Origin of the sequence: Paraburkholderia sp. DHOC27 (genome assembly GCF_003429005.1) — a bacterium.
Taxonomy (GTDB): domain Bacteria; phylum Pseudomonadota; class Gammaproteobacteria; order Burkholderiales; family Burkholderiaceae; genus Paraburkholderia.
Window position 1 is genome coordinate 770,122 of sequence record NZ_QVQV01000001.1, and the last position, 22,121, is coordinate 792,242.

At 62.8% G+C, this 22,121-nt stretch carries 20 protein-coding genes; 14 read left to right on the top strand and 6 right to left on the bottom strand.

Translation table 11 applies throughout. The annotated features are described in order from the left end of the window. The first annotated feature begins 200 nt into the window (after nucleotides 1-200). Complete coding sequence (locus D0B32_RS03325; RefSeq protein WP_147329484.1) at nucleotides 201-1,211, top strand: hypothetical protein; 1,011 nt, start codon at nucleotides 201-203, stop codon at nucleotides 1,209-1,211. Nucleotides 1,212-1,249: 38 nt separating this feature from the next. Here D0B32_RS03325 and D0B32_RS03330 read toward each other — a convergent pair whose 3' ends face one another. The 3 genes from D0B32_RS03330 to D0B32_RS03340 all read right to left on the bottom strand — a co-directional run bounded on the left by D0B32_RS03330 (nucleotide 1,250) and on the right by D0B32_RS03340 (nucleotide 4,145). Further along, on the bottom strand, nucleotides 1,250-2,563 hold the full coding sequence (locus D0B32_RS03330; RefSeq protein ID WP_117332245.1) for an SUMF1/EgtB/PvdO family nonheme iron enzyme: 1,314 nt from the start codon (nucleotides 2,561-2,563) through the stop codon (nucleotides 1,250-1,252). Nucleotides 2,564-2,670: 107 nt separating this feature from the next. Beyond that, nucleotides 2,671-3,429 carry a fumarate/nitrate reduction transcriptional regulator Fnr gene (gene fnr, locus D0B32_RS03335; RefSeq protein ID WP_404935531.1) on the bottom strand — a complete coding sequence of 253 codons (759 nt, stop codon included), beginning with the start codon at nucleotides 3,427-3,429 and terminating at the stop codon, nucleotides 2,671-2,673. A gap of 236 nt (nucleotides 3,430-3,665) precedes the next feature. Next, nucleotides 3,666-4,145 (bottom strand): universal stress protein, encoded by a 480-nt coding sequence (locus D0B32_RS03340; protein ID WP_117332247.1) that lies wholly within the window; start codon nucleotides 4,143-4,145, stop codon nucleotides 3,666-3,668. 318 nt (nucleotides 4,146-4,463) lie between these two features. Here D0B32_RS03340 and D0B32_RS03345 point away from each other — a divergent pair, with 318 nt between their 5' ends. The 3 genes from D0B32_RS03345 (at nucleotide 4,464) to D0B32_RS03355 (ending at nucleotide 7,402) form a co-directional block, all read left to right on the top strand. Beyond that, nucleotides 4,464-5,153, top strand: a complete 690-nt coding sequence (locus D0B32_RS03345) for a FadR/GntR family transcriptional regulator (protein WP_117333435.1) — start codon at nucleotides 4,464-4,466, stop codon at nucleotides 5,151-5,153. Nucleotides 5,154-5,381: 228 nt separating this feature from the next. Continuing rightward, the gene (locus D0B32_RS03350; RefSeq protein ID WP_117332248.1) at nucleotides 5,382-6,890 is read left to right on the top strand and encodes an MFS transporter; all 1,509 of its coding nucleotides are present in this window, start codon (nucleotides 5,382-5,384) and stop codon (nucleotides 6,888-6,890) included. A 182-nt stretch (nucleotides 6,891-7,072) separates the two neighbouring features. After that, complete coding sequence (locus tag D0B32_RS03355; RefSeq protein ID WP_117332249.1) at nucleotides 7,073-7,402, top strand: XRE family transcriptional regulator; 330 nt, start codon at nucleotides 7,073-7,075, stop codon at nucleotides 7,400-7,402. Here the strand turns inward: D0B32_RS03355 and D0B32_RS03360 are convergent. After that, on the bottom strand, nucleotides 7,386-8,090 hold the full coding sequence (locus tag D0B32_RS03360) for a LuxR family transcriptional regulator (protein ID WP_117333436.1): 705 nt from the start codon (nucleotides 8,088-8,090) through the stop codon (nucleotides 7,386-7,388). The two genes, D0B32_RS03355 and D0B32_RS03360, sit on opposite strands and share 17 nt — an antisense overlap. Before the next feature lie 794 nt (nucleotides 8,091-8,884). Between D0B32_RS03360 and D0B32_RS03365 the strand changes: the two genes are divergently transcribed. The 8 genes from D0B32_RS03365 (at nucleotide 8,885) to araD (ending at nucleotide 19,029) form a co-directional block, all read left to right on the top strand. Then, the gene (locus D0B32_RS03365) at nucleotides 8,885-9,829 is read left to right on the top strand and encodes a dihydrodipicolinate synthase family protein (RefSeq protein ID WP_117332250.1); all 945 of its coding nucleotides are present in this window, start codon (nucleotides 8,885-8,887) and stop codon (nucleotides 9,827-9,829) included. Between the two features lie 144 nt (nucleotides 9,830-9,973). Next, nucleotides 9,974-11,554 (top strand): aldehyde dehydrogenase (NADP(+)), encoded by a 1,581-nt coding sequence (locus tag D0B32_RS03370; RefSeq protein ID WP_117332251.1) that lies wholly within the window; start codon nucleotides 9,974-9,976, stop codon nucleotides 11,552-11,554. A 105-nt stretch (nucleotides 11,555-11,659) separates the two neighbouring features. After that, nucleotides 11,660-12,592: an SMP-30/gluconolactonase/LRE family protein gene (locus D0B32_RS03375; RefSeq protein WP_117332252.1), complete on the top strand. Its 933-nt coding sequence runs from the start codon at nucleotides 11,660-11,662 to the stop codon at nucleotides 12,590-12,592. 343 nt (nucleotides 12,593-12,935) lie between these two features. Next, the gene (locus D0B32_RS03380) at nucleotides 12,936-14,114 is read left to right on the top strand and encodes an extracellular solute-binding protein (RefSeq protein WP_117332253.1); all 1,179 of its coding nucleotides are present in this window, start codon (nucleotides 12,936-12,938) and stop codon (nucleotides 14,112-14,114) included. A 149-nt stretch (nucleotides 14,115-14,263) separates the two neighbouring features. Next, entirely contained in the window at nucleotides 14,264-15,343 is a 1,080-nt protein-coding gene (locus D0B32_RS03385) for an ABC transporter ATP-binding protein (protein ID WP_117332254.1), read from the top strand. Further along, nucleotides 15,340-16,218 carry an ABC transporter permease gene (locus D0B32_RS03390; protein WP_117332255.1) on the top strand — a complete coding sequence of 293 codons (879 nt, stop codon included), beginning with the start codon at nucleotides 15,340-15,342 and terminating at the stop codon, nucleotides 16,216-16,218. The genes D0B32_RS03385 and D0B32_RS03390 overlap by 4 nt, the downstream gene beginning before the upstream one ends. After that, nucleotides 16,218-17,219, top strand: coding sequence for an ABC transporter permease (locus D0B32_RS03395; protein WP_117332256.1), 1,002 nt, complete (start codon nucleotides 16,218-16,220; stop codon nucleotides 17,217-17,219). Before D0B32_RS03390 ends, D0B32_RS03395 begins: the two co-directional genes overlap by 1 nt. A 76-nt stretch (nucleotides 17,220-17,295) precedes the next feature. Then, entirely contained in the window at nucleotides 17,296-19,029 is a 1,734-nt protein-coding gene (araD, locus tag D0B32_RS03400) for an L-arabinonate dehydratase (protein ID WP_117332257.1), read from the top strand. Nucleotides 19,030-19,205: 176 nt separating this feature from the next. Here the strand turns inward: araD and D0B32_RS03405 are convergent, their stop codons facing one another. Beyond that, a complete protein-coding gene (locus tag D0B32_RS03405; RefSeq protein ID WP_117332258.1) occupies nucleotides 19,206-19,811 on the bottom strand; it encodes a short chain dehydrogenase in 606 nt (201 codons plus the stop codon). A gap of 82 nt (nucleotides 19,812-19,893) precedes the next feature. Next, on the bottom strand, nucleotides 19,894-20,334 hold the full coding sequence (locus D0B32_RS03410; RefSeq protein ID WP_117332259.1) for a DUF3005 domain-containing protein: 441 nt from the start codon (nucleotides 20,332-20,334) through the stop codon (nucleotides 19,894-19,896). Nucleotides 20,335-20,703: 369 nt separating this feature from the next. On the opposite strand from D0B32_RS03410, the gene D0B32_RS03415 reads away from it, so the two are divergent. Then, the gene (locus D0B32_RS03415) at nucleotides 20,704-20,937 is read left to right on the top strand and encodes a hypothetical protein (protein ID WP_117332260.1); all 234 of its coding nucleotides are present in this window, start codon (nucleotides 20,704-20,706) and stop codon (nucleotides 20,935-20,937) included. A 217-nt stretch (nucleotides 20,938-21,154) separates the two neighbouring features. Next, nucleotides 21,155-22,081, top strand: a complete 927-nt coding sequence (epsC, locus tag D0B32_RS03425) for a serine O-acetyltransferase EpsC (protein ID WP_117332262.1) — start codon at nucleotides 21,155-21,157, stop codon at nucleotides 22,079-22,081. Nucleotides 22,082-22,121 lie beyond the last annotated feature (40 nt).

The window sequence follows — 22,121 nt, forward strand, 5'->3', positions numbered from 1 at the left end:
TTAGATCTAGCCACTCGGCTGTGCCGCTTGCAAAAAACCTTATAAAAATATACACCCCGAGGTATTTCACAAGTTCGCCATCAATCGAATCGGCAATTCGTCACAATTGGCAATTTCGAACGGTGTCGGCGACACTCTGAGCCGCAAGCAGTGCAGGTTAATTGATAAGGTATGCATATTAAAATGGACAGAGGGACCACTTGGGCCATGCTGATGCATTGTCGAAGTGGCGACTAACGAAAACCCATCAGCCAAATGGCAATCCGCAGCAGGTGCGAGATTGCACTTCGGCATGTTTCTATTGCGTGGGGTTTTCGCCCCGCGACTATAATGTGCCGGAACATTTTTACGCGCGCGAGCCCGGAGGGGCGGACGCCGTGATCGAGCCACGCCTGAACAGGTTGGTGGAATTGCGAATCGGCGGCGATATACCGGGTCTTGCTATGGAAAATCTGACAAACTTCGCTTTCATTCCCGCCCAGACGCGACGCATCATTACCGGGGCATTGCTGCTTGCCTGCCTGGTTCTGCTGACAGGCATTGCAGCGATGATTGTGATGAACCGGGCAACTTATCTGAGCACCGTGCTCGATTTGACCAAGCTCGCGTTCTACGGTCTGGGTATCTGGGTATTCCTGCTCTATAACTCCCGGACCTTGAGCACCGAGCAATTGCTCTCGAGGACTGAAGCTTTTCTCACCAAAGAGGTTACGCGCACCCTGTCACTCATCGAGCGCCCCGCCGGACGATTCGGGGAGCCGTCGGCAGATATCAGGCTCCCGGCCCGCGTCACGACGCTGCCTAGCGAAACACGGATTCAGTGCTACTACGAGATCGCAAGCCAGCAGCTCGGTGCGCTACGCCTGCACATCCAGTGCAATGTATCGCGCATGCTGGTTGTGTATTTCCTCGATCCGGAATTGGCAGAACAGCATGGCGAGATACAGAAGAACACGATCACAGGCGCCGAATCTGCCGGCTGGAAGAGTCATATGTACGGGGTGAAGAAAGCGGATTTTCTCGTCGACGCACCCGAATACTATGAATTGATGTTTGAGCGGACACTGGAACGGGACTTCCTGTTCAGTTCGAGCGAGCAGTTATTCATCGCCAACGATATCGCCATGATGACCCGAAGCATCATGCTCGAGCGTCACCGTTTCAGCGGCGAAGCGCGTCCGTCTCAGTGCGCAAGCGAGTGTGACGTTTAGCGGAAGCTGCAATTTCTTTTCAACTTCCGCTTTATTGGTCACACCTTCACGCACCTGAACCCTGCATACACATACTGGTAGCGCGGCTGAAACCAGTTGCGAAACGCCGGCCGCAACATGCATTGCGCCGTGCGCGCCGAGCCGCCCTTGAGCACGTAATGCTGCCCGTCGAAGAAATTGGCGGAGTAGCCCAGATAAAACGGAAACGCCTCGAAGCCGGGCAGGGCGTCGAACAGGGTCGAGGTCCATTCCCAGCCGTTGCCGTACTGCCCTTCCACGCCGAATGCGCTGATGTTGTCTGGATGCGCGTCGACCGCCTGCGGGTCCCAGCTGCGGAAATCGAAATTGCCGATCGTGGCGTGCGGCGCGCCGTGCGCCGCGCGTTGCCATTGCGCCTCCGTGGGCAAGGCCTTGCCGGCCCAGCGCGCATAGGCACTCGCTTCGGCATGACTGACGTACACCGGCCAGTCGAGCGGCAACGGAATTTCTTCGAACATGGTGCGCAAGGTCCACTCGCCGCTGCCATCGCGCTTCGACCACCCGGCTGGATGTTCGATGTGTTCGCTTTCCTTCCAGGCCCAGTCCTTGTCAGTCCAGTACGCGCGCTCGTGATAACCGCCGGCGTCGATGAAACGCCGGTAGGCCTCGTGCGTCACCATGTAGCGGTCAATCTCGAAGGTCGGCACGTCGATGCGCTGTTCGCCGAACTCGTTGTCCCAACCGAAGCGCCCGCCCTCGCGCGGCATGCCGAGCAAGGTCGAGCCGGCGGGTACGCGAAGCATTGGCGTCGTGTCCAGTGGCCCCGTGCGCTGCGGATGCTGTGCAGGAGCGGGCTCGCTGTGCTGGGCGATTTTTTGCGCGTGCGGCAATTGATGCAGCATGTAGGCGAGCGTCTCGGCGTGCATCAGACGATGCTCGATCGCGACATTCAACAATTGCTCTGTCGAGCCGGTTTGGGTGCTGCTACCAGTGGGCGCGTCGTCCAGGTTCAGCGCGGCCAGCGCGCGGTCGATCTGCTCGCGCGCCTGCTCGCCGTAGCCACGCACGACTTCCAGCGACGGCCAGTCGGCTGGCACGTCGGTGGGCAGGCCGCCGTCTACCGGGTCGATGCCGAACGCGAACAGCGCGTCCAGTTCCGGGTTGAAGGCGGGCAGTGAGAAAAGGCGCTGATCGAACAGGTTGCGGTCGAACGCTTCCAGATGGCCGATGTAAAACACGATCCGGTGGCGCTCACGGATCGGCCGTTCGTAGAGGTACTCGGGTTTGACGATCGAGAACAGCGCGTCGGTCACATGGCGCGCGTCGATCAAACGCTGGACCAGCGGAGGATGCGGGGCGGGGTCACGGTTCATTTCGCCGGGTCTCCTTCAGGGGGACAGTCCAAAGACTGTACCTGCTCGCAGGACACATGCCAAGGCGAAACAGTTTTGCACGGGCGCCCCGCTGGGCCCCGCGCGGCCTAAACCTGCTTGAGTCCTTCCAGATCAATGATGCGAATGAGTTTGCCCTGCGTGTCGATCAGGCCGCGCTTTTGAAATCTTGACAGGGTACGGCTTACCGTTTCGAGGGTGGTGCCGAGGTAGCTGCCCATGTCCTCACGGGTCATGCGCAGGTTGAATTCCGCTGACGAATAGCCGCGCGCCGCGTTGCGCTCGGACACGTCGAGCAGGAAAGCCGCGACCCGTTCGTCCGCGGAAAGCGAGCCGAGCACCATCATCTGCGCGGCCTCGCGGACGATCTGCTCGCCCATCAGCTTATGCAGCCGCTCCTGCATCGAGCCAATTTCACGGCACAGTTTCTTGAGCGCCGGGTACGGGATGATGCAGACGGTGCTGTCTTCGAGCGCGGTTGCACTACAGGCATGTTTGTCTACGCTGATACCGTCGAGCCCGAGCGCTTCTCCGGCAAGGCGCAGGCCGGTGACCTGCTCACGGCCGTCGCGGTGTGCCATCGTCGTTTTCAGCGAGCCCGAGCGCACGGCATACAGATGATCGAACGAGTCGCCGGAACGGTATAGCGCTTCGCCGCGTCGCACCGGGCGCGCGGTGCAGATGAGCGCTTCGAGTTTGGGGAGTTCGTCGGGGGAGAGTCCTTGCGGCATGCACAACTGACGCATCGCGCAACTCGAACAACGTGCGGCGCTGCGCCCGGCGGAGCGAGGCGGGATGCCAGGCATGCGACGGACTGGGGCGGAGGTCACTGCGGTGGGCGTAAGCATGGTGTACGGCCGGTTGAAAGAAGACCGAACCATTGTCCCACCATGATTACCCGCTGTTTCGCGGCAAAATGACGCGCGATTGCGCCGCCGGTGCTTGAGCGAGATCACGCTTTTGCCTGCACTCGACACGCGCCGTGAACTCCGGTATGCCGTGTGAATTCGCGACGGCATGTCGCGCAGGGACGCCAGCGCGGGTCCGGTGCGGCACCCACCGAGCCGGCCGCCCGCACGCTTGTTCAGGCGCTCGCGTCGTCCGGCTGATCGGCTTGCCCGGCGGCCGCCGGGATGAGCAGCACCGGCAATGCAGCCTGCCGCACACAACGCTCCGCCACGCTGCCGAGCAACAGCCGCTGCACGCCGCGGCGGCCATGCGTGCCCATGACGAGCAGATCGGCGTTGAAGTCTGCCGCGGCCTTGAGCACGACCACTGAAATATCATCCGTGGAGGACGCCTCGCCCACCATCACGCTGCCCGTCACCCCTTTGGCGCGCATCGCTTCTGTCAGCTCGGTGCCGAGTTCCTTGCCCTGTTCGATGAGCCGGTTGCGCAGGATGGAAGGATCGTAGCCCGGCGCCTCGAAATACATGGGCGTGTTCTCCACCACGTAGAACGGCTGCAACTCGGCGCCCTCGGAACTGGCGAGGCTCAGGGCTGCGTCGAAGGCACGGCGGGAAGTGTGGCTACCATCGACCGCTACGAGGATACGTTTGTACATATCGGACTCCATGTCGGAAGGGTTCGGGGCATGGCATTGCACACTGGGTGGATTGGGTTTGCGCTGAGCGTGCGTCAGGCATGAGCGGCATAGCCATCCCGTGTTCAATACCGTTTCAATAATCGCCCAAAGTGTCGCACTGTTGCCAGGATGTTAATCAAACAGTTGGCAAATTTCGAAATGTGGGGTCATAGTGTCGCAGCGCCGCCTGGCGCGGTTCGGGGCGTATCGCGACTGCAAATGACCGTTATTCGGAAGATTGGCCAACAGCGTTTGCCTTACAATCAAATCCTATTCTGACAAGCTGATCCTCCCATGATGAACGAGCGCAAATCGACCGGCTTGCCGGACAAGATCTACGGCGACATTCTGAATCGCATCATGGAAGGCGAGTACAAGGAGGGCGAGCGTCTGCCCACCGAACACGCCCTTGCCGAGCGCTTCGAGACCTCTCGGCCTACGGTGCGCGAAGCGCTGGCGCGTCTGCGGGCCGACGGCATCATCGTCACGCGGCACGGCTCCGGCACGACGGTGGCACGCCGTCCCGACCCGGACGTGCGCCGCTTCGCGCCGCTCGAAACGCTCTCCGATATCCGCCGTTGCTACGAGTTTCGCATCGTCACCGAGGCGGGCGCGGCCACCCTTGCCGCCGAGAAAGCCGAGCCGGAAGACATCGCCGAAATCCAGCGCGCGTGGGATGAACTGGAGCGCATCGTCGAGACCCAGGGCATCGGCGCGAAGGACGACTTTTCGTTTCATCTGGCTGTTGCGCGGGCTTCGAAGAATCCGTTCTTCATCACGGTGATGTCCTTCATCGAAGAGCAGATCGTGTTCAGCATGAACCTGTCGCGTAACCTCTCGCTCGTCAAGACGCTGGAGCGCCAGCGGCTCGTGCAGGCCGAACATCTCGCGGTGCTCGAGGCGATCCGCAGAAAAGACAGCCTCGGCGCCGGGCGCGCCATGCAGACGCACCTCGAAAACGCACTGGAGCGCATGTTCGGTTCCTGAGGCGGTCGGCGTTTCGGCCCGCGCGTCAGCGGGCGTAGTGGCCTGTGACGGGGTGCGTGCAGCGCCCCTCCAACCTGGCCGATGAACGCGACGCACCAACGCGACCCATCGAGCGGTCCGTTCCTTTCAATCCGTCTGGCCTTGTGTCCGGCTCTCTGGCGCGCCAAACGGCGCCGTTGCCAAGTGAATTCTTCCCGTCCCCTGCCTTTCCGTGATGCGTTGCTGGCCATGCTTGGCATCGCGCTGGTCAACATGCTGGTCGCGCTCGATCAGACCGTGGTCAGTACCGCGCTGCCGTCCATCGTTTCCGAACTGCGTGGCTTTGAGTACTACGCGTGGATTGCGAGCGCTTACCTGCTCGCTTCCGTCGTGACGGTGCCGGTGTTCGGCCGGTTGGGCGACTACTTCGGACGCAAGCGCTTCGTGATCGCCGCGGTGATCGTGTTCACGCTCGCTTCGCTGCTGTGCGGCGTCGCGCCCAGCATGCCGTTTCTGGTGGTAGCGCGCGGCCTGCAAGGCGTGGGCGGCGGCATGATGGTCGGCACCGCGTTCGCGTCGATTCCCGACCTGTTCCCCGATCCCCGCGCACGCGTGCGCTGGCAGGTCATCATGGCGGCCGCGTATGGCATCGGCACGGCGGCGGGGCCGTCGCTGGGCGGCTGGCTCAGCCAGCAGTTCGGCTGGCGCTCGACCTTCCTCGTCAATCTGCCGGTGGGCGTGCTGGCGTTGTACTTCATCTGGGCGCATCTGCCGAATTACCGGCGCGCGGTGACGGGCGAGGTGCGCATCGACTGGAGCGGGGCCGTGCTGGTGGCGCTGGTGCTCGGCGGCCTGCAGACCTTCATCGAAGCCGTGCCGAAGTCCGGATTGACCGGCACCAACCTGCTGCTCGCCGCCCTGGTCCTGGTCGGCGCGGTCGCGCTGCTGGTGTGCGAGCGACGCGCAACCCATCCCATCATCCCGCTCGACCTGTTCAAGGACGAGCAACTGGTTACGCTATTCACGCTCTCGCTGCTATCTGGCTTCGTGATGTTCTCGCTGATCTTTTTCGCGCCATTGCTGCTGCAAGGCGGCTTCGGACTGACGCCGCAGGAAGCGGGTCTGCTGGCTACGCCGATCGCCGCCTGCATTGCGCTCGGCAGCGTCATCAACACGCGCATCGTGATCCACATGCCGAAGCCGACGCTGATCCTCTCCATCGGCTTCATGCTGCTGGTGATTGCATCGGTCGGCATTGCGCTGGCCACGCCCGCGACGCCGCATCTGTATCTCGAACTTGCGATGGGCGCGGTCGGCATCGGACTCGGCTTCATCCTCAACAACCTGAACGTGTTCGGCCAGGAGATTGCCGGGCGCGAACGGTTCGGCATCACGACGGCGCTGCTGCAGTCCACGCGCATGGTGGGCGGCATGCTGGGCACGAGCATCGTCGCCACCATCATCAACCGGCGCTACGAGGCGGGCGTGGCGAGTTCGCTGCGGGTGTTGGGCGAGCCGGTGGCCTCGACGTGGCTGCCCAGGCTGTCCGATCCGCGCATTCTGATCGACCCGGCGCTGCGTGACAGCGTGCTCGGCGCACTCAACCGGGCCGGGCTGGCCGGGCCGGCGCTGGTGGAAGCCGCACGCCAGGTGCTGGTGCAATCCATCCATATCGGCGTGGTGCTAACCGGCATCGCGGCGCTGGTGGCCGCGTTCACGGTACGCCGGATCGCGCACATCACGTTCCGGCGCAGCTGAAATTGAGCGCGCGGTGAGTTTGCGGTGAGCAAGCGGCAATCCTTGCCGAGTCCCTCTATCCCGCCAAACCGGGATATGCACGTTGAATTGAAAATGTACCTACCTACCTGGATAGGTGTATCGGATTTGCGGGTCTTGCAAAATTCATACAAATAACAACCACTCAACCCGAGGGATTTATCATGGAATTACTCGAAAATCACTGGAAGGCCCCCTTCGGTATTCAAAACCGTGCCTCTGACGAGACAGAAGAGACTACGTCTCCGGTGGATCGTCACCTGATCATCGCATTTCGCAAAAACCGTAAGGAAAGCCAGCGTCGTTTCTGGGCGCGATTTGGCGTAACGCAGTCGCGCGGCAGCCGCTTTGAATCGGGCGCTGAAATTCCGCCGCCGGTTTCTATCCTGCTAGGGCTTTATTTGACGAAAACGATTACAGATAGCGATTTAGGCCGTGCAGAGCGGGTGATTTACAGCAAGGAAGCCGCGGCCTTTCTTAGCCCGGATCAATAAGACCTAGTTGAGTTGCAATCACGGCGGCCGCGCGCCGTGAATTCACGCCGAATTTTGCCCGGATATTCTTGACGTGGAAGTTCACGGCCGCTTCCGAGCAACTGAGGATATGGGAGATTTCCCACGTGGATTTGCCGCGCGCCGTCCATTTCAAACATTCGCGCTCACGCGGCGTCAACTGCGGCATGCGCGCCTGCATGTGCGTATGAAGATGCTGCCGTCCGGTGTCGATCACCAGATCGCGCAGCAAAACCAGCTTGGGCAGCACGGCGTCGATCTGCTCCCAGAAGGCATCCGTACACTTGAAGTTGTTCGCTACGCTCAGGATGCCGACTTCCTGTTGCGGTCCGTGAATGGGCAATGACACGCCAGAGCGCAGGCCGTGCAGGCAGGCGCCGTCGTAGAGCGCCCGTTGTGCGCGGGTGACGAACAATTCCGGCGACCAGATGAGCGGCGTGGAGTGCGTCAGACAATGAGCGACGGTTGGATCGATGTGCGCGAAGCCCTGCTCCAGATAAGTCTGTCTCCATGCAGGGGAATAGGTGCTGCGCATGTAAGCGTCTTCCAGGCGCATGCCGGGGCGCGGCAGCATGGCGACGAGCAGTCTGTCGAAACCCCAGCTATCGACGAGCTTTGCAATTGCGTCGAACCATGTCGCTTCATCCGGGGCATCCAGTAGTGGCGACATCTGCTCGATAATATGCAGCGACACTGTCATTCCCCCGTCGCAGCGGTTTAGCTGCGGAAACGCAGGCGCGAACTCGCGACCGGCATGTATTGCTCTCCAATTTATCATTTTTTATTATCCCGTGACCAAAATCCGGGCGTGGAGATTCATGGTCGCGTCAAGCGTGTTTGGGAAAATGGCCGAATCGTTCAAAAATAGCCTCATTTGGCCAAAAATTGCCTAATCATTCAGGCTTTCGGTTTACCGGCTGGAGGCGGCACAGATCGGTGGTTTTATCGTTAAATCGCTTGACTGGTAAGGCTCTCGCCGGATTTAACAATTGCTTTACAGCGTGTTTCTAGAAGTGATTCGGTGAATTGTTTCAGAATATTGCAGCGCTGATATAGCGGTCGTTGTCCGCGGTGATTTCCCGCATTAGTTTGACCGTACGTCTCAAATGTATCTGTGGCACAGTAAAACGAAATAATGCGCGTGGGTCGAATGATGTCGATTCACGGCAGAGAACAAGTCCACAAAGGGCAGGCGCTCGCGAGACTGGGCACAGAGGCTGCAGTCTTTCGCGCCGCCACCGTCGCATGAGGTTGTCAAACGAACTTAGGACAACCTCGTAGCGCGTAGGATTCGCCGCAGCGCGCCTATGCTCTGAGGGAAAGCACTGATTGGAAAGACTTCTCGTCCCGAGCGGGGGTAGCCCAGTCAAAACCGTGGGCGATGTAAAAGCGAAATGTTGTTTGACAACTGGAGCGCCCGAGTGCTACCTTGACATCAATTCTTCGATACCGTGCAGAGGTGCCATGAAAGTCTCTCCCATTCTGGATAGCGAATTCTCCGCCACCGTCATGGCCGTGCCGCCGCTGGCCCGCCGCGCCGATTATTCGCTGGACGCCGCGGAAAACCAGAGGCTGATCCGCCACATCGAGGCGGGCGGCGTGCGCACCTTGCTGTACGGCGGCAACGCCAACCTGTATCACGTCGCAGTCAGCGAATACCGCGCGCTGCTCGATATGCTTGCGGAAAGCGCCGGTCCGGACACGCGCGTGATTCCGGCCATTGGCCCGGATTACGGCAAGATGCTCGATCAGGCGCGCATCCTCGCGCAAACCCAGTACCGCACGGCGATGGTCCTGCCACTCGCGGGCTTCACGACTTCGGAAGGGGTGGAAGCCGGGCTCAAGCGCATCGTGGATGCCGCCGGTATCCCGCTCACGCTCTACATCAAGAGCGAAAACTACGTGGATGTGGATACGCTCGCGCGCCTCGTCGACAGCGGCACCTTGCTCGCGGTGAAGTACGCCATCGTGCGCGCGAACCCGTCGGACGACGCCTACCTGCGCCGCCTGCTGCAAAGCGTGCCTGCGGCCAAGGTGGTGTCGGGCATGGGCGAGCGGCCGGCCATCGTGCATTTGCGTGAATTCGGCCTCGCCGCCTGGACCACCGGTTCGGGCTGCATCGCCTCGCACGCGGTCATGGCGCTGCTGCACGCCATCAAGTCCGGCGAACTCGGCGAAGCCCAGCGTCTCTATAACGCCTTCATGCCGCTCGAAACCCTGCGCGACGATATTTCGCTGATCCGCGTGCTGCACGACGCGGTGACGTTCTCGAAGATCGCCGACATGGGTCCGATGCTGCCGCTGCTCAGTTCGAGCCCGAAGGAGCATCATGCGGATATCGACAGCGCGACGCAGACGCTGCTGGCGTTCGAACGCCAGTTCGCCGCGGAGACTTCGCCGGCGCATTGATGACCGTAGCTCGAGGCCCATTTGCTGGTAGCGCCGCGCCGTTGCACGGCGCGCCAGCAACGCCAGCGGCCCGGTCCAATTCGATTGCAACGCGGCACGGCCTGGCATCTGCCCGGCCGTGCCGCGCTTCACAGGAGTGACAAGATGCAGATTAACGGCGACATGCTGATCGGCGGTTCCTCGGTACATGGAAGCAAGGGCGCGCTGCGCGCGTTCGACCCAGTTCGTCACGCGGAAATCGAACCCGTCTTCGGCGCGGGCAGCACGGCAGACGTCGAGCGTGCCTGCGAACTCGCAGCGCTCGCGTTCGATCCGTACCGTGAGGCGCCGCTCGAAACGCGCGCGCGGTTGCTCGAAGCCATCGGCGAAAACATCCTGGCGCTGGGCGACGCGTTGATTGAGCGGGCACATATCGAATCCGCCTTGCCGAAGGCGCGTCTCGAAGGCGAACGGGCGCGCACGGTGGGGCAGCTCAAACTGTTCGCCGCACTGGTTCGCGAAGGCCGCTGGCTGACGGCCACGCTCGACTCCGCGCTGCCGGAACGCAAGCCGTTGCCGCGCCCTGATCTGCGTCTGCGCAAGGTGCCGGTGGGCCCGGTGGCGGTGTTCGGGGCGAGCAATTTCCCGCTGGCGTTTTCGGTGGCGGGTGGCGATACGGCGTCGGCGCTGGCGGCGGGGTGTCCGGTGGTCGTGAAGGCGCATCCCGCGCATCTCGGCACCTCCGAACTCGTGGGCCGCGCCGTCCAGAAAGCGGTGGCCGACAGCGGCTTGCCCGAGGGCGTGTTCTCGCTCGTGATCGGCGCGGGCAATGAAACCGGCGAGGCGCTCGTCGCGCATCCGGCCATCAAGTCGGTGGGCTTCACGGGTTCGCGTCGCGGCGGTCTCGCGCTCGTCGAGATTGCATCGAAGCGCCGCGAACCGATTCCCGTGTTCGCCGAGATGAGCAGCATCAATCCGTTCTTCGTGTTGCCCGGCGCCTTGGCGAAACGCGGCGAAGCGCTGGCCAGTGCCCTCGTGGATTCGGTCACGCTCGGTGTGGGCCAGTTCTGTACGAATCCGGGTCTCGTGCTGGTGCTCGAAGGACCGCACACCCGCCCCTTCATCGACGCCGCCGCGCAGGCGCTGGCGAAAAAAGGCGCGCAGACCATGCTGACAGCGGGTATCGCCACTGCGTACAAGGACAGCGTCACGCGACGCGGCGAGCAGGCGGGCGTGCAGAGCGTGGCGCAAGGTTCAGCCACGGACGCGGCGTGCTCCGGTTTGCCCGCGCTGTTCGAGACGAACGCCGCGCACTTTCTCGCCACGCCGCAACTCGAAGACGAAATCTTCGGACCCACCTCATTGTTCGTGACGTGCGCCGACGTCGAGGAAATGATCAAGGTGGCCGAGCATCTGGAAGGACAACTGACGGCGACGCTGCAGATCGAACCCGACGACTACGCGCTGGCGCGGCAACTGCTGCCGACGCTCGAACGCAAGGTGGGCCGCATTCTCGCGAACGGCTTTCCGACCGGCGTCGAAGTGTCGCATGCAATGGTGCACGGCGGGCCGTTCCCGGCCACTTCGGATGCAAGGGCAACCTCGGTGGGGGCGACGGCGATCGAACGCTTCCTGCGCCCGGTCTGCTATCAGGACCTGCCGGCTGAACTGTTGCCGGAAGCCCTGCACGACGACAATCCGCTGAAGCTCTGGCGGCTGCGCGACGGCAAGCTCGCGCAGGAGTAGGTGCGGTTAAGCTGATGGGCTTGAGTGGCTCATGCGCGTCTGGATCGTGCTCGTCCAGACCAGACATGCGCCGCTCGTCTCGACGAACCCCTTACAGGACCCCGCATGACAGACCTCAACCGACGCTATCCCGATCCCGCCGTCCGCATTCTCGATCCACGCTTCAAGGCGTTGCGCCTCGCGTCGGCTTCAGTGGAATGCCTGTATCAAGGCGCGCGCTGGTCGGAAGGGCCGGTCTGGTTCGGCGATGGCCGCTATGTGTTGTGGAGCGACATTCCGAACAACCGCATTCTGCGCTGGGACGAAGCGAGCGGGCAGGTCACGCCGTTCCGCCAGCCGTCGAACAATGCGAACGGCCACACGCGTGATCGCGAAGGGCGGCTCGTGAGCTGCGAGCATCTGACGCGGCGCGTCACGCGCACCGAATACGACGGCTCCATCACCGTGCTGGCCGACAGTTACCGCGGCAAGCGTCTCAACTCGCCGAACGACGTGATCGTGAAGTCCGACGGTTCGATCTGGTTCAGCGATCCGACTTTTGGCATCGACGGATTCTATGAGGGCGAATTGCAGGAGTCGGAGTTGCCGGCCTGCGTGTATCGCGTGGATGGACAGAGCGGCGAAATCACGATGGTGATCGACGACGTGCTGGGACCGAACGGCCTCGCGTTCTCGCCGGATGAGTCGGTGCTGTACGTGGTCGAATCGCGCGCCGAGCCGCGCAAGATCCGCGCATTCGATGTGAACGGCGCCACGCTGTCAAATAACCGCGTGCTGATCGACGCGGGCCCGGGTACGCCCGATGGCTTCCGCGTCGATATCCACGGTAATTTGTGGTGCGGCTGGGGCATGGGCACGGAGGAACTCGACGGCGTGCGTGTGTTCACGCCGGAAGGCGAGGCCATTGGCCATATCGCACTGCCCGAGCGTTGCGCGAACGTCTGCTTTGGCGGCCGGCATCGCAACCGTCTGTTCATGGCGGCAAGCCACGGGCTGTACTCGCTGTATGTGAACACGCAAGGCGTAAAAGGCGGCTGAGGAATCGCAGGTGGGCGTGGGCCGTTCGTCCCACGCGGCGGGCGCAACGGAGCCACGAAACCTCAGCTGCAACGCGCGAGCGGACGCGCAATCAGCCTCAAGTTGCCTAACAAGTGCCCTGCAATCGTGCTTCGCAAGTTGGGGTTTGCCCTCGGGAATTTTCCGCCAAGGCTATGTCTCTAAAGGCTTCACGCGTGATCGCAGCATTTCGCTGGCTGCCGTCCGCATCCGATGATTTGCTTGACATCAACAGTTTGCGTTCGCTATGTTCCATTGAGAGACCCGTACCGCCTGCACCATAAATCGACCGGCGGACTTCCATACCAAGAAGCGAGGAGATGCAATGATTTGTTCTGGCAGCCTGTCGGCGAGAGTGGTGAGCCTGTGCGCGGCAGTAGGGGCCGCACTGGGGGCGAGCATGGCGTTGCCCGCGTACGCCGACCCGGTCACGCTCAATATCGTCGATGTGGCGGGTGACCTGCAACTGACGCAAAAGGGCTTCGAAGCGTTCAAGGCGAAGTATCCGAACCTGGTCGGCAACATCACGTACACCAATGCGCCCGCGCCGCAACTGCCGGGCAAGATCAAGGCGATGCAGGCCGCGGGCCGCTCCGATATCGACCTCGTGCTGACCGGCACCGATGCGCTGGCTGCCGGCATCGAACAGAACCTGTGGATCAAGCTCATGCCGGACCAGGCGGCGGCATTCCCCGGCGTGCTCGACAAATACGCACCGGGTCCGCGCAAGATGCAGGACCTGGCGCAAGGCTTCGGCCTCGAAGTGGCCTACATGCCGGCTGGTCCACTGCTGGAATACAACCCCGCCAAGGTCAGCGATCCGCCCAAGACCCCCGATCAATTGCTGCAATGGTGCAAGGCGCACCCCAACAAGCTGATCTATGCGCGCCCAGCCAATTCCGGTCCGGGCCGTGCTTTCCTGATGGGTCTGCCGTATGTGCTGGGCGATAAGGATCCGCGCGATCCGATCCACGGCTGGGACAAGACCTGGGCCTTCCTCAAGCAGCTGAACGATTGCGTGCCGTACTACCCGGGCGGCACCTCAGCAGTGATGAAGGAACTGGGCGAGGGCACGCGCGACATGACCGTCACCGTCACGGGCTGGGACATCAACCCGCGTGCGCTCGGCATCGTGCCCGCCGAATTCAAGGTAGCCGCCTTCGACAACATGACGTGGGTGACCGACGCGCATTACATGGTGATCCCGAAGGGCGTGCCGAAGGAAAAGCTCGACGTGCTCTACAAGCTGATGAACTTCATGCTCGAGCCGGCGCAGCAGGCCCTCACGTACGACGACGGTTACTTCTATCCGGGCCCGGCCATCAAGGGCGTGACGCTCGATCAGGCGCCGGCGCATAGCCAGGAGGTGTTGAAGAAATACGGCCGTCCCGAGTATGCGCAGATGTTGACGAGCCATCCGAGCGCGCTGCCGCTGGATGCCGCCGCGATGGTTGCCGCGTTCCAGAAGTGGGATCGCGAAGTCGGCGCGCAGAAGAGCCAGTAAGCCGGGACCGCCTGCGGGCGTTGCGTCGGTCGAGCCGGTCGTGCCGGCCACCTGGCGTGACGCACGCAGCGGGCGACAGCCTTCTCACGATCCGTGCGGCACTTGGGCCATGCAACGGCCCGTTGTGCCGCCAGTATCAGGAAACCGCCATGAAGCATCATTTTGAGCAGTTGCGTCTCGACTCGGTGAGCCGCAGTTTCACGAATGCCGAAGGACACGCGGTAGCCGCGTTGCAGGGTCTGGATCTGAACATTCGCCGCGGCGAGTTCATCGCGCTGCTTGGACCATCGGGCTGCGGCAAGTCCACGGCGCTCAACTGCATCGCCGGGTTGCAGCCGTTGACGGGCGGCGGCATCTGGCTCGACGACCAGCGCATCGACGTGCTGCCGCCGGAAAAGCGCGGCTTCGGCATGGTGTTTCAGAACTACGCACTGTTCCCGCACATGTCCGTGCTCGACAACGTGGGCTTCGGTTTGAAGATGCGCGGCGTGGCAAAGAGCGAGGCCGTGCGCCGCGCCCGCGAAGCGCTGCAACTCGTGCAACTGGTGGGCCATGAGCGCAAGCTGCCGGGCCAGTTGTCCGGTGGACAACAACAACGCGTGGCCATCGCACGGGCCATCGTGATCGAACCGCCGCTCGTGCTGATGGACGAGCCGCTGTCGAATCTCGACACCAAGCTGCGCATCGAAATGCGCGCCGAGATCCGCCGCATTCACAGCCAGCTCGAACGCGCCACCATCTACGTCACGCACGATCAGGACGAAGCCCTGTCGATGGCCGACCGTATCGTCGTGATGAAAGAGGGCGTCGTGCAGCAGGTCGCCACGCCGAAGGAAGTTTACGGGCGGCCGAAGAATCTGCACGTCGCGCGCTTCATGGGTTATCGCAACGTGATCGAGTTCACGCTCGAAGGCATGCAGGGCGAAGCCGTCGCGGTGACGGCCAATGGCGTGCGTCTGCTTGGCATGCCCATGCATGGCTTCGACAGCAAGCGGGTCAGCGTGGCGCTGCGTCCCGAGGACATGGAGCGCAGCACGCCGGGCGCAGAAAACGCCTTCGAGGCAGAGGTGACCACCGTCGAATACGGCGGCCGCGATTCCCTGATCCGCGTGAAGGCCGCGTTTGGCGACTTGTGGGCACGCGTGGCTGGCGATTTCGTCGCGGGGGAGCGCATTACCCTGCGCGTGCCGCCGGTTCGCACGCTCGTCTATAACGGTGAAGCGCCATGAACGCGCCCGCGCTCTTGCCACCTGTTGCCGCGCGCGACGCCAAAGGCTGGCTGGTCGCGCCCGCGCTGATCTTTATCCTCGCGCTGTTCATCTACCCGTTCGCCTATGGTCTGGCGCTGTCGTTCCGGCCCATGAACGGCGGGGGCGTGTGGGCCAATTACGTGACGTTCTTCACCGACACGTCGATGTGGCCCACCATCCTCGTCACGCTGAAACTGGCGGTGCCCGCGACCTTGATCAACGTGGGGGTGTCGGTGCCGGTGGCCTTCGCGCTGCGTCGCCATTCGCCGTATCAGAAGCTGGTCACGACGCTGCTGGTGATTCCCGTCACGCTCGGCACGGTGCTGATTGCCGACGGCATGCTGACGTATTTCGGCCCCCACGGCTGGTTTCCGCAGGCCTTGCAAGGACTGCATCTGTACACGGACGAAGTGCGGCTCACGCACAACTTCTGGGGCGTGCTGATCTCGCTGATCGTGTCGGGTTTTCCGTTCGCGTTCCTGCTGACGCTTTCCTATGTGACCGGTATCGATCCGACGCTGGCGAGCGCCGCCGCGACGCTCGGCGCGAGCCCCTGGCAGCAGTTTCGCCGCATCTATCTGCCGCTGCTTGTGCCGGGTCTGACGATGGCGGCGTGTCTGTCGTTCGTGCAGGCGTTCTCGGTGTTTCCGTCCGCCGTGCTGCTCGGCGCACCGGCCGGGCCGACGCGCGTGATGTCGATTGCCGCCGCGGAAGCCGCGTTCGAAAACTACGATTACTCGCTGGCCTCGGCCATCGCGATGGTGATGGGTTTCGTGCAACTGCTGGTGGTGGCCGGCATGCTCGGCGCACGCCGTTTCTTCTATAGCGGTCCGGTGACGGGAGGGAAGGGTTGATGACAACCGATCGTCACGCCACGCAACCGTGGCCGGCTGACAGCGCAACTACGAACGCAACCACGAACGCAACCTCGCACGCCAACGCGGCCCCGTCATCAAACAAGGAAGCGCAACGCAACAGCACAGGCCGCAACGACGGCGCGCAGCCGAGCAAGGCGCTCAAGCAGCGCACGCCGCTGCCCGATCGCGTGTGGAAGGTGCTGGTGTGGGGCGCGGTGGTGTTTTTCCTCGTCAACGTGGTGTTGCTGATCGCGACGGTCGCGGTCAACTCCGTGGCGACGCGCTGGTTCGGCACGCTGTTGCCGCAGGGCTTCACGCTGCACTGGTACGCGCAGGCATGGAGCGACTTCCAGTTGGCGAGCGTGCTGTGGGTCACTGTCGAAGTGGTCGGGGCCGTCGTGATTCTTTCGGTCCTGCTCGGTGTGCCCGCTGCCTATGCGCTGGCGCGCGTGCAGTTTCCGGGCAAGCGCTTCGTCGTGCTGATCTTTTTGCTGCCCTTGATGGTGCCACCCGTCACGTACGGCATTCCAATGGCCACGGTGATGTACAAGGTCGGGCTCGCCGGCACGCTGCCTGGAGTGATCCTCGCGAATCTGGTGCCTGCGTTGCCGTTTGTGATTCTCGTGATGACGCCCTTCATCGAACAGATCGATCCGAATCTGGAAGCCGCCGCGCGCATCTTCGGCGCGAACACGTTTCGCTACTTCCGTTATGTGCTGCTGCCGCTGCTGGTGCCCGGCATGCTCGCAGCCGGTTTGCTGGTGCTGGTGCGCACCATTGGCCTGTTCGAGCTGACGTTTTTTACCGCGGGCCCTGGCACGCAAACGCTGGTGGTCGCGTTGTACTACGCTGTATTTTCGACCGGTGTGCGCGCGCCGCAATCCATTGACGCGATGGCCATGATCTACATGGCGATCACGCTCATCTGGGTGCTGATCGCGTTGCAATTCGTGAGTCCGACGCAACTGGTCTCACGCGTCAAGGAACAGAAGCGCTGATGAAACGCGCCGGCTCGCGCGGCGTCGTGTGTTTATTTAACGCGTCCTGTTGCAGGGACGCAGTAGGAGAGAAGTGGTGACCAAGAGAAAGACCCCTGAAGAACTGCGTAGCCATCGCTGGTACGGCGTCAACGATCTGCGTTCGTTCGGCCATCGTTCGCGCACCGCGCAAATGGGCTACAGCCGCGAAGAGTATGCGGGCAAGCCGGTGATCGCCATCCTCAACACGTGGAGCGAGATGAACCCGTGCCACACGCACTTCAAACAGCGTGTCGAGGAAGTGAAGCGCGGCATCTGGCAGGCAGGCGGTTTTCCCATCGAACTGCCGGTGCAGACGCTCTCCGAGCCGTTCCAGAAACCCACCACCATGCTGTACCGCAACTTCCTTGCGATGGAAGCGGAAGAGACGCTGCGCTCGTATCCGGCGGACGGCGTCGTGTTGATGGGCGGCTGCGACAAGACCACCCCGGCGCTGCTGATGGGCGCGGTGTCGATGGACCTGCCCACCATCTTCCTGCCGGCCGGTCCGATGCTGAGCGGCAACTGGAACGGCGTGACGCTCGGCTCCGGCTCGGACACGTGGAAGTACTGGGCCGACCTGCGCGCGGGCAAGATCACCGAGCAGGACTGGCAGGGCGTAGAAGGCGGCATTGCGCGCTCGCCGGGTCACTGCATGACAATGGGTACGGCATCGACCATGACGAGCGCCGCCGAAGCGCTTGGCTTCACGTTGCCGGGCTTTGCCTCGATTCCCGCGCCGGATTCGCGTCATGCGCAGATGTCCGCGAAAACCGGCATGCGCATTGTCGAGATGGTGTGGGAAGACCTGAAGCCTTCGGACATCATCACCGCCGGCTCGATTGATAACGCCGTGACCACCTGTCTCGCGTTGTCCGGTTCGACCAATGCGATCGTGCACATGATTGCGCTTGCACGCCGCGCGGGCGTGGATCTGACGCTGGCCCGCTACGACGATATCTCGCGTCATACGCCGGTGCTCGCGAACGTCCGTCCTACGGGCAAGTACCTGATGGAAGACTTCTATTATGCGGGCGGCTTGCAGGCCATGCTCGCGGAACTGGGCGACCTGATCGACCGCTCGCAAAAGACGGTGAACGGCCGCACGCTCGGCGAGAACCTCGAAGACGCGAAGATTTTCAACGACGACGTGATCCGCCGCCGCGCCACGCCGCTTCTGCCGAACAACGGCCTCGCCGTGCTGCGCGGCAATATCGCGCCGGATGGCGCCGTGATCAAGCCGGGCGCGGCAGACCCGAAACTGCACGTGCATACCGGCCGCGCAGTGGTGTTCAAGGACTACAACGACATGGCCGCGCGCATCGACGACGATGCGCTCGATATCGACGAGACCTGTGTGATCGTGCTTCAGCATGCGGGTCCGGTGGGCGCGCCGGGCATGCCAGAATGGGGACAGTTGCCGATTCCGAAGAAGCTGCTGCAACAGGGCGTGCGCGACATGCTGCGCATTTCCGATGCGCGCATGAGCGGCACGAGCTACGGCGCGTGCGTGCTGCACGTCGCACCGGAGTCGTTCATTGGCGGGCCGTTCGCGCTGGTGCAGGACGGCGACATGATCGAACTCGATGTGCCGCAGCGCAAGCTGAACGTGCTGGTTTCGGATGAGGAACTGGCGCGCCGCAAGGCCGCGTGGGTCGAACCGGCACCGCGCTTCACGCGCGGCTACGGTGCGATGCACCAGGTCCACGTGATGCAGGCGAACAAGGGCTGCGACTTCGATTTTCTGCAGCGCGACGGCACCGTCGAAAGCGGCGAGCCGGAGATTCACTAAGGTCGCAAGGGCTTCCGAGGGCCGCTGACTGGACGCCGGCGGAATAAAGGTGGCTCGCGCGTCGAGAGGTTACTGGCAGTCACCGTAAAAAGCGGAGCGCGATGCGGCAGGGTCCGCATCGCGCGACCGTGTTTCCTGCTCACACCTTCTGGTCGCTGGTGCTCATTCGTTGATGTTCATTCGCCGACGCGATACACGCGTCCGGTTTGCGCACCTTCCACGCTGCGCAGATAGGCGAGCGCGGCGCGCTGCGCCGTGACCGGCTCGAAGCCGCGGAAGAACGGCGCGTACCCTTCGAGCGATTCCGTGAGCACCGTCGGACTCACCACGTTGATGCGGATGCCACGCGGCAATTCGATGGCCGCCCCGCGCACGAAACCCTCCAGGGCCAGATTGACGGTGGTTGCGCTAGCACCGAGGCGTATCGGCTCTTCCGAGAGAATGCCGCTCGTCAGCGTGAAAGAGCCGCCGTCGTTCACGTAATGCTGACCCAGCAGCACCGCATTGATCTGTCCCATCAGCTTGTCGCGCAATCCGAGCCAGAACTGCTCCACCGTCATCTCCGGCAGCGGTCCGAAATGCACCTTGCCGACAGTCGTGACGATGCCATCCACCTTGCCGATCTGGCGGAACAGTTTCTCGAGGCTCGCCGGGTCCGTGCTGTCTACCTGATACTGACCGCGCGTCGCACCCACTTCGATCACTTCATGGCGCGCCTTCAATTCGGCGGTGACGGCCTGGCCGAGCGTGCCCGTCGCGCCGATCACGACGATCTTGTTCATCTACAGTCCTCCGCGGGGCGCGCGCCGCGAAGGGCGCGCTGCGAGTGATGGGCTAGCACGGGAAGCGTGTGAAAATGCGCTGCTACTTGCGACGCTGCAGTTCGATGACACGCGTCGGACGCATATGGTTGAGCGCATAGTGGATGCGGCCGCGATCCTGGCGGCTCGCGAACGAACGCTGTTCGTCCTCGAACGCGCGATCTTCGTCGTAAGCCGACTGCGGTCCCACCATGCCCTTGTCGATCAGCGTGTAGCCGGGGTCCAGCGCCAGCAGCACATGATTCCCACCGACGCGGCTGTCGAAGCCGCCCAGCCCGTCGCCCGCTTCCGGCACGCTGTTGACGAGGGTTGCGTTGGTGTTGGTGACTTCGTCCGGACCGATCGGGCTGTGGCCCGCGATGCGCGCCGCTTCGAGGTTCTTGCCGTCGGTATCCACGGTGCTGTCGTGGGTGCGGTCGTTGTGCAGTTCGGCGCTACTGGGGCCGCCCGCGCCGGGCTTGGTGGTGTCATTGCTGTTCATCATGCTTTCTCCTTGGAAGACGACATGGTTGAAATAGCAGCAAAACTTGTTCCGCAGTCGAGCAAGGTGAAACGGGGTTGAGGCCGGTGTTCGCGTCTGGCTCACGCGCGCACGCAAATTTAATCTTTTTGATTTTTTTAATCGACGCGTATTTTCTACAGAGTATGATCTTACTCCGACGAGTACGCGCGGTTAAATTGACAGTCTTTGCCGGGCTGTCGCCAGCAAGGCCAGCAACCATCTTGCATCGGACCGGAGCAGGCGTGATGAGCGCTCACTTCGAGAGGGGACACGGCTATGCCGGGCCACACAAGTTCATATAAGGCAACGCGCTGCTAGACCATCAAACGAGGCAGTCAGGGCGGGTGACTCATGCACTTTGATGCGGCATTCACACATCGCGGCTACTTGCTGAACTGCGCGCCGGCGCGCGCGGGCGACGGAACATGGCAACCTTACGTGGTGATCTCCCGATCGAGTGACGGCGAGCTGGTGGCCAACCGCTTTTTCCCACGAGACTTCCGCTTTGCCGACGAAGCCGCGGCGATCGCCCATGCGCGCGATTGGGCCGTGCGCTGGATCGACGCGAGCAGCGTGACTATTTAGCGTGGGTAATGTCGCATTGCGCGCACTGCCTCTTGTCGTGCAGCCTGATCGTCGTCATAGCGTCGGCCAGCACCGCGGCGTCTAGCCGATATCGGCCAAGCTGGGCCGCGACGTCTGCTGCAAGGTAGGCCGCGTCGCACGAGCGGCGGAAAAACGCGGTAATCTCTGGGGACAATTCACTTCAAGACCGTGCTCGCTGCGGCTGCCGTCCCTCACCATGTCAAACGCACCTTCCCAGAACTGGGGCCTCGACGAGATCGTCGCGGACCTGCGCGCGTCGCGCGAACAACTGCATCGCACGCGCCATCCGCTCGGCATCCGCGAACTGCCGTCGCGCGAAGCGGTGGTGAACATCGTCGCCGGACTGCGCGCCGCGCTGTTTCCGACCCACTACGGCGCGCCCGATCTGACCGATGAAACCGTCGATTATTACGTCGGCTACACGCTCGAAAGCACCTTGCGGCTGCTGGCCGAGCAGATGCGCCGCGCGTTGCGGTTTCTGCCGGAGCATGCCGAGACGTCCAGCGCCGAGCTGAGCACGCTCGCGTTCGATATGGCGCGCGCCTTCGGCACGCAGTTGCCGGCCATCCGCGCGCTGCTGGTGAGCGACATCCAGGCGGCCTTCACGGGCGACCCGGCCGCGCAGCACATTACCGAAGTGCTGCTGTGCTATCCAGGCGTGCTGGCGATGACGCACCACCGTCTAGCGCACGCCTTGCACCGCCTGGGCATGCCGCTGCTGGCGCGCTTCGTCAACGAGATCGCGCATTCGGCAACCGGCATCGACATTCACCCCGGCGCGCAGATCGGTCCCAGCTTTTTCATTGACCACGGCACGGGTGTGGTGATTGGCGAGACAGCGATCATCGGCGAGCGCGTGCGCGTGTATCAGGCCGTGACGCTCGGCGCGAAAAGCTTCGCGGCAGACGGCGACGGCACGCTCATCAAGGGTAATGCGCGCCATCCGATCGTCGAGGACGACGTGGTGATCTACGCAGGCGCGACCATTCTGGGCCGCGTGACAATTGGGCGAGGTTCGGTGATTGGCGGCAATGTGTGGCTCACGCATAGCGTGCCGCCGGGCAGTAGCGTCTCGCAGGGCAAGATCCGCGAGGGCGAGCGCCATGACGAGAACCGGCGCTGAGGTATCTGCGGGCCGGTTCCGGTTGATGCCGCGTGTCGTG